The sequence below is a fragment of the Paenibacillus sp. Cedars genome (assembly GCF_003184205.1).
Lineage (GTDB): Bacteria > Bacillota > Bacilli > Paenibacillales > Paenibacillaceae > Paenibacillus_AQ > Paenibacillus_AQ glucanolyticus.
Genome location: NZ_CP020866.1, coordinates 2,117,288 through 2,133,269 on the forward strand (window position 1 = coordinate 2,117,288; position 15,982 = coordinate 2,133,269).

Genomic DNA, 15,982 nt, shown 5'->3' on the forward strand with positions numbered 1-15,982 from the left:
CGTTTCAAGTGACTGAAGTACAGGTCATCTTGGGACGTTTTTTTTGTCATGAAAGGAAAATCAAAAAAAGGTATAATGTTTTTCAATCACATTGTCAGAAATGGCGAACTTCTCCGGTCATATAAGTAGTCAACGATACGAAAGAGGGTTTAAGCAATTGGCAACGACAGCAGACAGCAAGGTCCAATGGGATGAGATGGAAGATCGCGAGTTGGTGAAATATGCGCAGGCAGGGGAGCGGGAAGCATTCGGGGAACTCGTCCGGCGTCATCGGTCGAAGGTGTATGGCTATGCCAGAGCTATAACCCGGGAGTCCTATCTGGCAGAGGACGTTGTGCAGGATGCGCTCATCCGCGCTTTCATGCATCTTGGCAAGCTGGTTGATGTAGAGCGGTTCCTGCCATGGGTGCACCGGATCGTCCGGAACCAGGCCTATACCCGACTCAGAGGGAGCGCTGCTGTTAAAGAGCAGACATTTACCGAGCTTGAGGGCGTGGGAAGAGCAGATGGTACCGGAGGCTCGGACAATTGGGGCAATCTGGACAGCATTCTAGGACGGCTCCACCGTTCCGCAAATGAAGCAAGCGCAGGCTCCAGCGTGCCGGAGGAACGAATCCTCCAGCAGGAAACGCTGCGTGTTTTGACAGGCATCATTCAATGCCTCAAGCCTCGCGAACGGCTTATATTCGAATCCCATTTCTTCGATCAGCTGTCGCCGCAAGAAATTGCCAACCTGTTTCAGCTCTCTTCGGCCAATGTGTATCAGATTATATCCAGGTCACGCAAGAAAGTGATTCAGGAAAAAATCCGTATCACCGTTGACTCTTATATTAAGACGAGAAGGGATTTGGGAATCATGAAAAAGAAAATTTTGCCGTATGAAGGATCGCTGAAAGAAACAAAAACCTGGACGAGTGCTGCAGATGCCACCTATAAAATACTGCAATTCACTGACCGGAAACTCTCGCTGCCTATGGTCATGGGGCTTACAGGGCATGCTTTCCGGATCAACATCATACCGAATAATGTTCATATTGCCGGTCCGACCGCTTATTTCTTTGGCGAAGTGTTATCCCGTGGACTTCATAACATCGGTTTCCATTCCAAATTCGTTGACGGGATGTCGGACGGAATCGGACCTAACACCAACCTGCTGGATCCTGCCCTCATGGAAAAAGGAGCGATGAGCAAACGCAGCATTCACCAAGAGCTGCCAAGAGCCCTCGATCTCATTCACAGCTCGCTGGACAGGGGATACCCTGTGCTGGCATGGGATATTTTCTTCCCGGAGTTCGGTACGCTGTATGGGTACGATGATGAGACCAGAACCCTGTACGCGGAGGAGTGCGGCAGAGTGAATACGCTGCCTTACGAAAATCTGGGCAGGAGTGTCATGGAAGATCTATTCGTTCTGGTCATCGAGGGCTCCGTTGATATAACGCTCCGTCAGCAGCTTCGACTTGCCCTTGAGACTGCCGTTGAGCAATATGAAGGAAAAGAAAGCGTCGTACCCACAGCCGTCAAAGGAATCGCGGCATATGATGCCTGGCTTGAATCGTTGCAGGGGCGGCAGATCGAGCCCAATGGTCACGCCTACAACATTGAAGTGCTGAGAGATGCCCGTTATTACGCGGCAGAGTTCTTCAAGGAATTGATTACAGCTTGGCCGCAAGAGAACGGTGAAGAGCCGGAGCTTACGGGGCTGTTCGAGGAGGCAAACATGTTGTATGCAGGGATGTGTGAACGGTTCAATGTGCTGCATCAGATGTTCCCTTTCCCGGTAGGGGGCGAGCCCAATCTCGAAGATCAATCGACCAAGGCGATAACGTTGGTACAGGATATCAAAGCTCTGGAGATTAAGGCTGTCGCTAAATTGAAAGAGATTTATGCAAAATTGACTAAATAAGCTATGGGATAACAGAAGTCACCGATTACCCGAAGCTTGTACACCTCGACGGGTGGCTACTCTGCGGGCTGGAGAGGGGGCGTTTGTCGTTACCGCGCTTCCGTTTGTGAATGAGGGGCTGCTTGCAGCCCCTTTTTTGTGTAAGTAAACTTCGATGGATTATTCAATGATCTCAATTCCAACGTCGACCAACTGTTCTTTCCCCATAATATTCATAAGCACTTTCGCTCGCTTTTTATGTTTATCGACTTTTTTTATGTGGCTCTCCAAACCTTTCAAGGGACCCGATTGGACGATCACCTTGGAATCTTGGAAATAGACCTGGGAATACTCGATAACCTCATTCTCGTTAATCAGCTGCAGCACGACAAGCATCTCTTCGCTGGGAATCTCCTTGAAAAAATGCGATTCTGCTGCTGGTCTTTCAGAAGCGACGCTAGCCATTTGCACATCAGGGAGGGTTGATCTTTTATCCTTGTTATTGAGATAGTTCAGTGTGTTGTAAATGAAAGGATTTTCTTTTAATGTATAATAAATGGAAAAGCTCATTTTGGTTTCGATGAACACATATCCGGGAAAAAGTGTTTTTATTACGTGCTGGACGGTACGGTCCTTTTTCTCCGGCACTTTTCTTTTAGGAATCACACTATGCAGCAAGTTGTTATCGAACCTTGTATCAAGCCATCGTTTGATGGAAGATTCGTAACCGGTTTTAACAAATAAAGCGTACCAGGACATATGTGATCCTCCCTTCTTATTGGATGATGAAGATCATATCAAACAATCTGAGAAAAAAATGTCGAAATAAGGAATTTAAACAAAAAATAAACTACTAATCATATAAGATTAATAGTTTACAAATAAATAATTATATAATAATATATTGGTAATGAATGACTTTAATTAACAGAAACTTAAATCAACTTAATCGACGTTTCGGCGCGTTAAGAGCATTTAAGGGCCATAACATACACGTGACTAGTGTTAATGCTTACGAATCCTCCCGCAATTTAGGGGAGGACCTCGTAGGCATTTTTATGTTCATTTTTAAAAAGAATGATGCGCATGAATCGACCTTATTCTGTATCGAGGAGGCCTCCTGAAGGGAATGACAAGTCCATCCTGGGAAATGACGGTTGAGCATTTAATGTCTGGAGAAGGAACGGGTTCGAACGTGGCAAGTCTATGTTTTTTCTCTTGTTCAGAAGAGGAACAGCTGATGAAGACGACAGAATTTCTTCATGTTGAAGAATGGCAGTATTATCGCTCACTCCATTTTGAACGAAGGATCAGAAGTTATCTGGCAGGCAGGTACGCAGCCAAAAAAGCGATTGCTCTGTACACAAACGAGGATGATTTGAGGCAAATTCTCATTGCACGGGGTATTTTTAACCAGCCCCTCGTGGTGCATTCACAGAATGCGCAAGTTAGTATAACGCATTCTGGCCATCTCGCCGCCGCCGTTGCTTTTTCGGAGAAGTTCCTTATGGGAATCGATATCGAACAAATCTGTGAGAGCAATCGGGAGGTTCTGCAAGATCAAGCAACAGCGAGAGAATTAAGCTTGATACAATCGCTGGCTTATTCTGCGGACAGCATGCTGACATTGGTTTGGACGGCTAAAGAGGCGCTATCCAAGGTGCTGAAAACGGGATTATCCACCCCGTTCGCTATCTTTGAATTGAAGCAAATCAACCTCAAGGATGATGTTTTTGTAAGTTATTATGAAAACTTTTATCAATATGAAACGACTTCTTTCATGCTGGATTCCTTTGTCTGTTCCATCACTTATCCGAAGGGGATGCGGCTGAACATGAAGGCGATCAAAAAAGGATTAAACATACCTATACAAATCTAACTGGGAGGATGGTAGAAACTTATGCTGGCTTACGTATTTCCAGGGCAGGGTGCCCAGAAAAAAGGAATGGGCGAAGGGTTGTTTGACGAATTCAAGGATTTGACTGCGCAAGCGGATCGTATTCTGGGATATTCGATTAAGAGACTATGTCTGGAAGATCCGGATTCTGAACTTAATAAGACGCAATTCACCCAACCCGCATTATACACCGTTAGTGCATTAAGTTACTTCAAGAAGGTCAAGGATTCCGGGAGCAGGGTCGATTTTGTTGCCGGACATAGTCTGGGGGAATATAACGCCCTGCTGGCAGCAGGAGCTTACGACTTTGCAACAGGACTGAAGCTTGTGCAAAAAAGGGGCGAATTGATGAGCCGGGCTGCCGGCGGGGGCATGGCAGCAGTCATCGGCCTAAGTGAAAATAAGCTTGCAGAGGTGCTGCAGGAGTATAAACTGGACCGCATTGACATTGCCAATCTGAACAGCCCCCATCAGATCGTGATTTCCGGGGCGAAAGCAGACATGGATCATGCCATGAAGGTTCTTGAGTCCCACAAGGACGTGACGATGTGCATTCCCTTGCGAACGAGCGGTGCCTTTCATTCCCGGCATATGGAGGATGCAGCGAGAGAATTTGAAGCTTTCCTGGAAAACTTTACGTTCCAGTCATTGCGGATTCCGGTCATCTCCAATGTGCATGCCAGACGTTATCGACCAACCGAAATTAAACATAATCTGGTTCAACAGATTACAAGTTCCGTTAAATGGACGGAAAGCATTCGCTATTTAATGGGGCTTGGCGTACAGGAATATGAAGAGGTTGGGCCCGGGAGGGTTCTGACGGATCTAATAGCGAGAATCAGGACAGAGGCAAGTCCGCTGATCGTGGATGAACCGGAAGTGGTTGAGGAGTCCGTTGCAGAAAGCGTGAATGAAGAACTAATCGAGAGTGCCGCACAGATACCGTCAGTATTGGAATCGACGACTATGGAAGTATCGGGGGCGGAACCGCCCGCTCCGGTACCATCGGCAGAATATCATATTCTTCCTTCTTCCCTGGGAAGCATTGAATTCCGCAGAGACTATAACCTTAAATACGCTTATATGACCGGAGCCATGTACCGCGGCATTGCTTCCAAGGAAATGGTTGTAAGAATGGGTCAAGCAGGAATGATGGGTTTCTTCGGGGCTGGCGGTTTGAAATTACCGCAGATCGCGGATGCAATTCAATACATACAACGAGAGCTTTCTCAAGGCCAATCCTACGGCATGAACCTGGTTCACAATCCGACCGAGCCGGAGATCGAAGAACAAACCGTGGATCTGTTCCTGCAAAGCGGCGTGAGGGTTATGGAGGCGGCGGCTTTCATGAACATTACGCCTGCACTGGTTAAATATCGGGCCAAAGGCTTGACACGTGACGTACATGGAAGGATTGTTTCTTCTAAGAAAATTATTGCCAAGGTATCGCGGCCGGAAGTTGCGGAAGCATTTCTCAGTCCGGCGCCTGAGCGGATCATTACAAAGCTGCGGGAGGAAAACAAAATCACGCCGGAAGAGGCCCTGATGCTTAGGGAAATGCCGGTTGCCGATGATATTTGCGCCGAGGCGGATTCCGGTGGTCATACGGACGGGGCAGTGGCTTATGCATTAATGCCGGCCATGATTAAATTACGGGATGAAATGATGGATAAGTATCGATATCACAAAAAAATAAGAATAGGCGCCGCAGGTGGGATCGGTACACCGGATGCGATATCGGCAGCCCTTACACTGGGTGCCGACTTTATTGTTACCGGTTCAATCAATCAATGCACCGTGGAGGCCGGAACGAGCGACGAAGCAAAGGACCTGCTGCAGCAAATGAACGTCCAGGACACGGAATACGCGCCTGCGGGAGATATGTTTGAGATGGGGGCGAGGGTGCAGGTGCTGAAAAAGGGGCTTTTTTTTCCGGCGCGCTCCAATAAGTTATACGATTTGTACCGTCAGTACAACTCCATTGATGAAATCGACGAGAAGACCAAGGCACAGATACAGGACAAGTATTTCAAGCGCAGTTTTGAGAGCGTATATGACATGGTCAGAACGCGCTATCCACAAATCGTCGAGAAGGCGGAGCGGAACCCGAAATACAAAATGGCCATGATATTCCGGTGGTATTTCAGTTACAGCACACGGTTGGCTTTGCAGGGCGACCCTGAAAATAAAGTGGATTATCAAATTCATTGCGGACCGGCCTTAGGTGCTTTTAATCAATGGGTTAAAGGAACCGAGCTTGAGCAGTGGCGGAACAGGCGCGTTGATGAGATTGCGGAGAAACTGATGGTGGAGACGGCAGCACTGCTCAATCGAAGATATAAGAGCTTCTCCAAGCTTTCGGAGACGGATGACATCGCAATGGAGAACAGCCGAAGCACACAAGAGGCTTATTAAAAGTGAGGTGTACCGTATAAATGAAGAACGAGATCGCGATTATTGGCATAGCTTGCCGATTCCCTGGAGCGCAGAATTATGAGGAATTCTGGGATAATCTGAAGGAAGGTCGTTCAAGCATTCAGGAGATACCGAAGGAGCGCTGGGACTGGAAGGAATATTGGGGCGATCCCCAAGGGAAGAACAAGAGCAACAGCAAGTGGGGCGGTTTTATACAAGACGCAGATGCCTTTGATCCGGGCTTTTTTGGTCTCTCGGCAAGGGAAGTGGAGGCGACCGACCCTCAGCAGCGGATTATGCTGGAATTATCGTGGTCCTGCCTGGAGGATGCCGGGATTCGTCCTTCACAACTGTCTGGGGACAAGGTCGGCGTTTACATGGGGGTCTTTAATTTTGATTACAAAGGATTGCAGGAGCAGAGCAATCAGACTATTGAAACCTATCATTCCATAGGGACGGCTTCGGCCGTAATTGCGAATCGGATCTCGCATTATTTCAACCTGAAGGGCCCGAGTTTTCCTATCGACACCGCTTGCTCAAGTTCATTCAACGCAATCCATTCCGCAGCCCAGTCCATACTTCTTGGAGAGAGCAACATGGCGCTTGTAGGCGGGATCAGCCTTATACTCACCCCTTCCCGCCATATTTCCTTTTCCAAAGCGGGCATGCTGTCCCCAACCGGATCATGCAAAACATTCGACGACAGCGCTGACGGTTACGTGCGCAGTGAAGGCGCAGGCGTCGTGCTGCTTAAGCCGTTGGAGAAGGCCCTGGAAGACGGGGACTCCATTTATGGCGTCCTGAAGGGAACGGCCGTTAATCATAGCGGAAAAACGCATACGCTCACCTATCCCAATCCGGAAGCTCAGGCTGATGTTATAGCCGAAGCCCATCGCAAAGCCGGTGTACCCGTGGAAAGCATCAGTTACATCGAAGCTCATGGGACCGGTACGCCCAAGGGAGATCCCATGGAGTTTCAAGGGCTTGTGAAAGCTTTTCAATTACTCCATCCAGAAGAGCCTCAAAAGCTGAACACCAATTACTGCGGCCTAGGCTCGGTGAAAACGAATATCGGGCATCTGGAATCAGCGGCAGGCATTGCCGGGGTTATCAAAGTCCTGATGTCCATGAAATATAAGCAGCTACCCGGATTGCAAAATTTCAAAAAGCTGAACCACCGTATTTCAATCGATGAGAGCCCGTTTTACATGGTGGACAAGCTCAGGGAATGGAAGCTGCTTGAGAGCGAAGATGGACAGACCTATCCGAGGCGTGCTGGGATCAGTTCCTTTGGGTTCGGTGGAACGAATGCGCATGTCGTGCTTGAAGAAGCCCCCGCTGCCAAGAAAAAATCGAGCAAAAAGCTTCCTCAGTACGTAATCTGTTTATCCGCCAAAACAGAAGGATCGCTTCGCCAACGGGAACAGGATCTGGCACGCTGGCTCGACCAACAAGAGCAGGACATCGCGCTTACGGAGGTTAGCGCAACCCTCCTCCTTCACCGGGAGCATTTCGGAATAAGGTCTGCTTACGTTGTTAGGGATGTACGTGAGCTCCGGGAGAAGCTGCAGCAGGTAGTTGCTAAAAATGAGCCTGAGGGGTATTTCCACGATCGAATCCCTTTAACAGGGAAGAAGGAGGAGCCGCTCTTTGAACATCTGGGCAAGGTGCTTGTCACCGAGCTTCAATCCATCAAGAAGAGCAGTGTGCAGGAATACGGCAGTAAATTGATGGCATTGGCAGAATTATACGTAAAAGGGTATGAGGTGGACTGGAAGGCCATCTTCCCGGCCGAGAAGATACAGCATGTCCATCTTCCTACCTATCCTTTTGCCAGGGAGCGGTATTGGATATCCGAACCCGAAGAAGGTACCACGGATGTCAGCGCGGTATCCGAGGGTGCAGCAGCTTCCTGTATACACCCGCTTCTGCACCGGAACACGTCCGATTTCTCAGAACAGCGATACAGCTCAACCTTTTCGGGCGAAGAGTTTTTTCTGAGGGATCATATCGTGAACAATCAGCGTGTCTTACCCGGCGTCGCTTATCTTGAAATGGCCAGGGAAGCTGCTTCGAGGGCCTCAGGACAATCAGCTGATGCATACTCGCCGATTCGGCTGGAACATGTGGTCTGGGCCAGGCCGATCACGGTTGGAGATCATCATGCTCATGTGAACATTGCGCTTTATCCAGATGAACAGGGCGATGTTTCCTACGAAATTTATAGCGAGCCGGAAGATGGCGGTGAAGAGTCTATTGTTCATAGCCAGGGCCATATCGTGTTGGATGCCGACTTGATTGGCGGGACGCCACAGGTGAACATCGATGGATTAAAAAAACAGTTTGTCAGAGCCGATACTGCAATAGCGCAGTACTATGAGGTTTTCCGGCTTATGGGAATTCATTACGGACCTGCACATCAAGGGATTGAAGAAGTATATACGGGAGCAAGCGGAGTCCTGGCTAAGCTGTCGATTCCTTCCTCCATTCGGGGCACCGAAGATCCGTTTATCCTGCATCCCAGCTTGATGGATTCGGCCCTCCAGGCGGCCATGATTCTGATGCTTGGTTCGGACATGTTGGGCGTGTTGGAGGGCAAGGCTGCATCAAGGCTGTTCCTGCCTTTTGCACTGCAGGAGCTCGATATTGTACACGAATGCTCGTCGGTCATGTGGGCGCAGGTTCAGTATAGTCTGCAGGACAGGACATCAGGAAAGTCTGAGAAAGTCGATATTGAACTCTATGATGGACAAGGAATGTTATGCGTCAGGATGAAGGGGTTATCCTGGAGGATACTCAGTAAAGAGGAGGCCTTGCTCAAATCCGGGGCAGGCAGGGGCACGATCATGCTGCATCCCACATGGCAGGAACAGGACGTTGCGGCTCATGAGGTGTTATCCGGTTATGATGACCACTGTGTCGTGCTGTGTGAAATGGAGGAAACGGCGAAGAAGAGTCTTGAAACGCAAATGGAGGGTGTCCGAATCCTGTCCTTGCAATCGAAACGAAAAAACATGAAGGACCGGTTTCAAGCATACTCGGGCAATCTGCTTGATGAAATTCGGAGTATTCTTAAAGACGGCTCCAAAAAGAACGTGTTCATTCAAATTGTCATTCCTGCGCAGGGGGAACATCGTCTGTTATCCGGTTTATCGGGACTTCTGAAGACGGCCAGGCTGGAGAATCCCAAATTCGTAGGACAGATGATCGAGATGGAGCCGCATGTATCGGCGGAGCGGTTGGTTGGCGTATTGAGGGAGAACCATTGCAGCCCGGAGGAATTTCATATTCGATACCTGGAAGGGAAGCGCTTCGTTAAAGGCTGGGACATCATGGAGACATCGACATTCGAAGAGAGCCCTCCTTGGAAAGAGAACGGAACGTACTTGATTACGGGAGGGCTGGGAGGTCTCGGGTTTATTTTTGCGAATGAGATCGCCCGGCACACGAAGGATGTGACGTTAATTCTTACCGGCCGATCTGCGCCAGGTAGCGACTCAGCGCTTCAACTGGAGCAATTAAGAACTCAAGGGGCTAGGGTGGAATACAGGCAGGTCGATGTGTCGAACTTCAAAGAGGTGGAGAAACTCGTTCGTAACATTGCCACCGAGTTTGGCGGGCTGAATGGAGTCCTTCACAGCGCTGGCGTGATTAAGGATCGTCTTATTCTCAATAAAACAGCGGAAGAACTGCAGGCGGTGATGGCGCCAAAAGTGGCAGGACTTGTCCATTTGGATCAGGCAACCAAGGATTTGAAGCTTGATCTTTTTGTCGTTTTTTCATCGATATATGGGGTTTTGGGCAATCCGGGACAGGCAGATTATTGTTCGGCCAATGCTTTTATGGACGCTTACGCTTCATACCGAAATGAACTTGTACGCGCGAACGAGCGAAGTGGGCATACGCTGTCCGTCAATTGGCCCTTATGGAAAGATGGCGGCATGCAGGTTGATGAAAAGTCCGCACAGATGATGAAACAGCGGCTGGGAATGGCCGCAATAGAGACACCTTCAGCTATGATTGCTTTCCATCGTACATGGACGTCCGGTAAAGACCAGGTTCTTGTCATGGCAGGTAATCCTGAGCTGTTCTATGCCAAATTGACAGAGAAGCAAGTCGTGAAGCCTGCAGTTCGATTACAGGCGTCGCTGCCAGCTTCGGACAATGACCATTCCCTTCAAAAGAGCGAAGAGGTGTTCGCGGAAAAAGCGGTACATTTCATAAAGAGACAGATATCAGCCGTCTTGAAGCTGCCCGTTCAGCGAATAGAAACGGATGCTCCGATGGAGCAGTATGGCATCGATTCCATCATGACCACGCAATTGACCAACGAATTGGAGAAAACCTTCGGCTCATTGTCCAAAACGCTATTTTTTGAATATCAAAATATACGGGAATTAACGGGGTATTTCATTACAGCCTACCGGGATCAATTGAAGGAGGTTCTGGGAGAGAGGGAAGATGCAGAGCCCATAGAACCTGCTGCTGTTCAGCAAGCGGAGCCCCCCCTTTCAATACAGGGAGAGGCCTTTCGGAATGTTGCCAGTCTCAGGCGTTCAAGGTTCTTGTCGCCAACCAGGAGCGAGCGGAACGAACGGACAACCGAAGCGATGGATATTGCCATCATCGGTGTGTCCGGACGTTATCCCGGCGCCGAGAATATCGGCCAGTTCTGGGAGGTGTTGAAGAATGGCAAGGATTGCATTACGGAAATACCGAAAGACCGCTGGGATTCCCAGTTGTATTTTGATGAGGATCGTAACAAACCGGGAAAAGCCTACAGCAAGTGGGGCGGATTTCTTCAAGGCGTAGACCGCTTCGATCCATTGTTTTTTAATATATCGCCGCGGGAAGCGGAAATGATGGATCCGCAAGAGCGCCTCTTTTTGCAATGCGTTTATGAAACGCTTGAGGATGCGGGATATACCCGGGAGAATTTGGGCCTATACCATGATTTTGGTCTGGAGGGAAATGTCGGCGTTTATGTCGGATCCATGTACCAGGAATACCAGCTGTATGGGGCTCAGGAACAAATACAGGGGAATCCTCTCGCGCTGCCCGGACTTCCGGCATCCATCGCTAATCGCGTTTCTTACTTTTGCAATTTCCATGGTCCGAGCATGACCGTAGATACGATGTGCTCCTCTTCCATCACAGCGATCCATCTGGCTTGTCAAAGCTTGCAGAGAGGGGAATGCCAGGCTGCCATTGCAGGCGGAGTCAACGTCTCGATTCATCCCAATAAATATCTCTACCTGTCTCAAGGGAAGTTCATATCCAGCAGGGGCAGATGCGAGAGTTTTGGCGAGGGAGGAGAGGGATACGTACCCGGTGAAGGCGTAGGCGCGGTTCTTCTTAAACCGCTGGCCCAAGCCATTGAGGATCGGGACCAGATCTATGGAATTATAAAAGCGACCGCAATCAATCACGGGGGGAAAACGAACGGATATACGGTTCCTAATCCCAAGGCTCAAGCGAGCGTAATTGGCCGGGCTATTAAGAAGGCAGGGATTGAGCCGCGGACGATCAGTTACATGGAGGCGCACGGCACCGGAACATCGCTCGGAGATCCCATTGAGATTGCCGGCTTGAACAGCATATTCCGGGAGTACACGGGCGACAAGCAGTTCTGTGCGCTCGGTTCGGCTAAATCAAATATCGGGCATTGCGAGAGTGCTGCGGGAATTGCAGGTTTGACCAAAGTGCTGCTTCAGCTTAAGTACAAGCAGTTAGTTCCTTCGCTTCATTCCCGCGTGCTGAATCCCAACATCGATTTTGCCGATACTCCATTTGTTGTTCAGCAGGATCTTGCCGATTGGAAAAGACCCGTGTTAGAGATGGACGGAGAACGGAAGGAATACCCGAGATTAGCGGGCGTTTCGTCCTTCGGAGCGGGCGGGTCTAATGCCCATATCGTGATTGAAGAATATATCCCAAGATACGAGAAACCTTCGCCAGTGATAGCAGATAGCCATTATCCGGCCATCATTGTATTGTCCGCGAAGAATCAGGAGCAGCTGAAGTTGCAGGCGCAGCGCCTTCTGGCGGATATCGCGGTCCAGCAGTATGAAGAATACAGCCTCATTGATATGGCTTACACCCTTCAAATCGGACGGGAAGCCATGGAGGAACGATTGGCCGTGATTGTATCCACGATGAGAGAACTGGTGGATAAACTAACGGATTACATCGAAGGTCGTGAGCATGGGGACGGCGTGCATTATGGCCAGGTTAAACGTAATAAAGATACGTTATCTGTTTTTGCGAGGGATGAAGAGCTGGAGGAAGCCATTGTTAAATGGATACAGCGCAGAAAGTACAACAAACTCGTCAGTCTCTGGGTGAAAGGGTTGAATGTGGAATGGAGCTTGCTATATGGCGAGAATCTCCCGCACCGGATCAGCCTGCCGGTCTATCCGTTTTCTCAAGAGCGTTACTGGTATCCCCAAGGGAGTCATGATCGCCGTGATGGGTTGGACAGAAGTTCGGGAACGAGACAGGATGCAGCTCCTCCTGTCATTCCAAATCATACGGTCAAGCGTAACATGTGCTTTTTGAACAAGACGTGGATACCTGCAAGCATAGAAACATCCCTTGATATGAGCAGGTTCGAGAATCAAACGATCGCCATATTGACGACCCGGGAAACGATGGAATTAGCTGCGCATGTGTCGAGACATTTCACACGCAGCCGGATCATTGATGTTCAGGATATGGCACAGGAGTTTCATCAGACCGAGCGGGATTGGAAGCAATATGGCGGCTGTATCGACGTTGTTGGCTGCGGCAGGAATGGGACGGGGTTGACCGGGTGGATTCCCTGGCTTCAAAAAGTAATTGAGCATGCGGACGCAGGTGGTCTGGCACTCCTTGGTGTTACGCAAGGGCTGGAGTCATTCCTCAGTACCGAAGTGAATTTGTCGGGCGCTGATCGGGCGGGGCTGTATCGAATGCTGCAGAGTGAGTACAGCCGCTTGAGGTCGCGTCATATGGATGTGGATGCAGCATATGATGTTCTTGCCCTAGCTGGGCAAATCGTCAGCGAATTCGCAGCTGAAAGTAAGGATGCGGAAGTTGGTTACCGGAGCGGTACGCGATATCGGGCAGCGCTGGATGAGTTACAGGGCTTCGGCTCCGGCAAGGAACCGTTCGCTTTTCCAGAGGACCATGTACTATGGATCACAGGCGGGACGCGGGGAATTGGATATGTATGCGCCGCGCATTTTGTAAGGAAATACGGAGTTAGAAAGCTGGTTCTAACTGGACTGGAAGAGCTGCCTCCCCGAGAGGAATGGGGATTTTACAAGGGTCAGAATACGGCTGTGGCCCACAAAATTCAAGCGATCCAGGCTTTGGAAGCACAACAGGTAGAAGTGAGGGTCCTCTCCGTATCCCTAACGGATGAACGTAAGATGCGGCATAGCCTGGAAGCGGTTAAAAGCACGATGGGGCCAATTGGAGGCGTTTTACATTGTGCCGGCGTAATTGATTCGCATAATCCTGCCTTTGTAAGGAAGCCGGTTGAAGGAATCGAGCGGGTTTTTGACCCGAAGGTGGCGGGACTTCAAGTACTCTATGATTGCTTTAGACATGAAGCCTTATCGTTTTTTGTGCTTTTCTCGTCCGTTTCGTCAACGATTCCTGTTTTAGGTTCCGGACAAAGCGATTATGCCATGGCAAATGCTTATATGGACTATTTTGCGGCGAAGGAGAAGCATGCGAATCCCGTAATCAGTATCCAGTGGCCAAGCTGGAAAGAAGCTGGTATGGGCGAGGTAAGGAGCAAGGCTTATGCGCAGACAGGCTTACTGAGCGTCACAAATGAAGAGGGGCTGCAGCTGTTGGATCAGATTCTCTCCAGCAGAACAGAATCGGTGATTCTGCCGGCTATTGTTAATCCGGAGATATGGAACCCTGGCATGCTTATGCAAAATGCGATTCAGGAGCGCCCGGAAGGATACACCGGATCGCAGCACGGAGGGCAAAAGGCAGTGCTGGTATCTCCCAAGCCTGGCGGCGATAGCCTATTAAATAAAACGCAAGTCTGGCTCGCCGAGTTGCTGGCAGAAGAATTGAAAATCCCTTTCTCCCGGCTGGAGCTTGATACAGCATTTCAGGATTACGGCGTAGATTCGATTATGATCGCTCAATTACTGCGCCGAATGAATCAATTAGCCATGCTGGATCTGGAGCCAACTCTGCTATTTGAATATCCAACCATAGAATCATTGGCCGCGTGGCTTGTCAGTGCCCATCCCGCTGCCGTATCTCAGTTGCTTGGGTCTATGAATATGGAAGGTTATGAACACGAAGGGAAAGAATCTCCACCACAGGTACCAGCGGCTTCAGAAGATAGAAGAAGACCATCCAATAAAGGTATTCATGGAGTTATTTCTTCAGATATGGCCGTGGTAGGTTTGTCTTGCCGATTCCCGGGTGCCGAGTCGCTTGAAGAATATTGGAGGATTCTATCGGAGGGAAGATCAGCGATTCGTCAGGTCCCATATGAAAGATGGGGTTACTCCAGCGGCTTCTATGCGGGCACGCTGAATGACATTACAAGCTTTGATCACTCCTTCTTCCTGATTCCTAAAGCCGATGCCCAAGCCATGGATCCTCAGGCGTTAATGGTACTGGAAGAAAGTCTGAAGCTGTTATCTCATGCGGGATATACGATGCAAGAAATGAAGGGAAAGCCGACCGGGGTTTACCTCGGTGCGCGAACACAGCATCAGCCGGAAGAATCAAGCCTACATCAAGCACGTAATCCCATTGTGGCCGTGGGGCAGAACTATCTGGCTGCCAATATCTCGCAATTTCTTGACCTCCGTGGTCCAAGCGTTGTGATGGATACCGCCTGTTCTTCAGCTCTGGTAGCGATGAACATGGCCATCCAAGCGCTCCTTGCAGGAGATATCGATTCAGCGATTGTCGGCGGCGCAAGTCTGCTGACAACGGATCGTGCTCACAGAATATTCGCGCAGCGGGGAATTTTAAGTCCGGTGCAGGACTTCCATATGTTTGACAAGCGAGCGGATGGCGTGGTGCTGGGAGAAGGTGCGGGTATGGTTCTGTTGAAGACCGTGGAGCAGGCGCTTGCAGATGGCGACCGAATCTACGCTGTCATCAAGGGAGTGGCCGTTAACAATGACGGACGGACAGCAGGTCCTTCAACTCCGAATATCCAGGCGCAGAGAGAAGTTTTACAATCCGCGTTGCGCAAGAGCGGCAGGAAACCTGAGGAGATCAGTTATGTTGAAACCAACGGTTCCGGGACGACGGTGACCGATCTGCTGGAACTTAAGGCGATCCATACGATTTATCGGGAGTCGAGCACGATTCCGCTGGGGCTCGGGTCGATGAAACCCAATATCGGGCATCCGCTCTGTGCCGAAGGCATCGCGAGTTTTATTAAAGTGGTATTGATGCTGCAGCATGGACGATTTGTTCCTTTCTTATCTGGCCGAGAAGCTATGGCACATTATGACATAGAATCATCTCCGCTGTATTTTGGCAGAGAAAATACCGAGTGGACTCATGCTCATACATCAAGAATCGCAGCGATTAACTGTTTTGCCGATGGGGGAACCAACGCCCACGTGATTTTGGAGGAGGCTGCGGATTTGGCTCTCCAACGCAATACAAGGCAGCCTGTCCCACTTCCGGCATTAAACAAGCAGCGGCTGTGGCACACGCATGCCATGACGATACCCGGCAGCAGAGCAGCAGCCGACGTTCCGCAGAATATTTTTTGGGAGAAATTCGACTAGGGAGGAGCCAGTGAG

The 15,982-nt window shown here is 49.7% G+C and carries 5 protein-coding genes; 4 read left to right on the plus strand and 1 reads right to left on the minus strand.

Translation table 11 applies throughout. From position 1 onward, the window contains the following. Positions 1-157: 157 nt before the first annotated feature. Complete coding sequence (locus B9D94_RS11605) at positions 158-1,906, plus strand: RNA polymerase sigma factor (RefSeq protein ID WP_148247055.1); 1,749 nt, start codon at positions 158-160, stop codon at positions 1,904-1,906. A 159-nt stretch (positions 1,907-2,065) separates the two neighbouring features. On the opposite strand, the gene loaP is transcribed toward B9D94_RS11605, so the two are convergent. Next, entirely contained in the window at positions 2,066-2,644 is a 579-nt protein-coding gene (gene loaP / locus B9D94_RS11610; RefSeq protein WP_006210961.1) for an antiterminator LoaP, read from the minus strand. A gap of 370 nt (positions 2,645-3,014) precedes the next feature. On the opposite strand from loaP, the gene B9D94_RS11615 reads away from it, so the two are divergent. The 3 genes from B9D94_RS11615 to B9D94_RS11625 are packed head-to-tail and all read left to right on the plus strand — an operon-like array spanning position 3,015 to position 15,967. After that, on the plus strand, positions 3,015-3,764 hold the full coding sequence (locus B9D94_RS11615) for a 4'-phosphopantetheinyl transferase family protein (RefSeq protein ID WP_148247056.1): 750 nt from the start codon (positions 3,015-3,017) through the stop codon (positions 3,762-3,764). A 21-nt stretch (positions 3,765-3,785) separates the two neighbouring features. Next, the gene (gene fabD / locus B9D94_RS11620) at positions 3,786-6,197 is read left to right on the plus strand and encodes an ACP S-malonyltransferase (RefSeq protein ID WP_148247057.1); all 2,412 of its coding nucleotides are present in this window, start codon (positions 3,786-3,788) and stop codon (positions 6,195-6,197) included. Between the two features lie 20 nt (positions 6,198-6,217). Next, complete coding sequence (locus B9D94_RS11625; protein ID WP_148247058.1) at positions 6,218-15,967, plus strand: SDR family NAD(P)-dependent oxidoreductase; 9,750 nt, start codon at positions 6,218-6,220, stop codon at positions 15,965-15,967. Positions 15,968-15,982 lie beyond the last annotated feature (15 nt).

Bases quoted from the DNA above. Each gene is read 5' to 3' on its own strand.
- B9D94_RS11625 (WP_148247058.1), top strand. From the start codon at position 6,218: ATGAAGAACGAGATCGCGATTATTGGCATAGCTTGCCGATTCCCTGGA.
- loaP (WP_006210961.1), bottom strand. From the start codon at position 2,644: ATGTCCTGGTACGCTTTATTTGTTAAAACCGGTTACGAATCTTCCATC.
- B9D94_RS11615 (WP_148247056.1), top strand. From the start codon at position 3,015: ATGACAAGTCCATCCTGGGAAATGACGGTTGAGCATTTAATGTCTGGA.
- fabD (WP_148247057.1), top strand. From the start codon at position 3,786: ATGCTGGCTTACGTATTTCCAGGGCAGGGTGCCCAGAAAAAAGGAATG.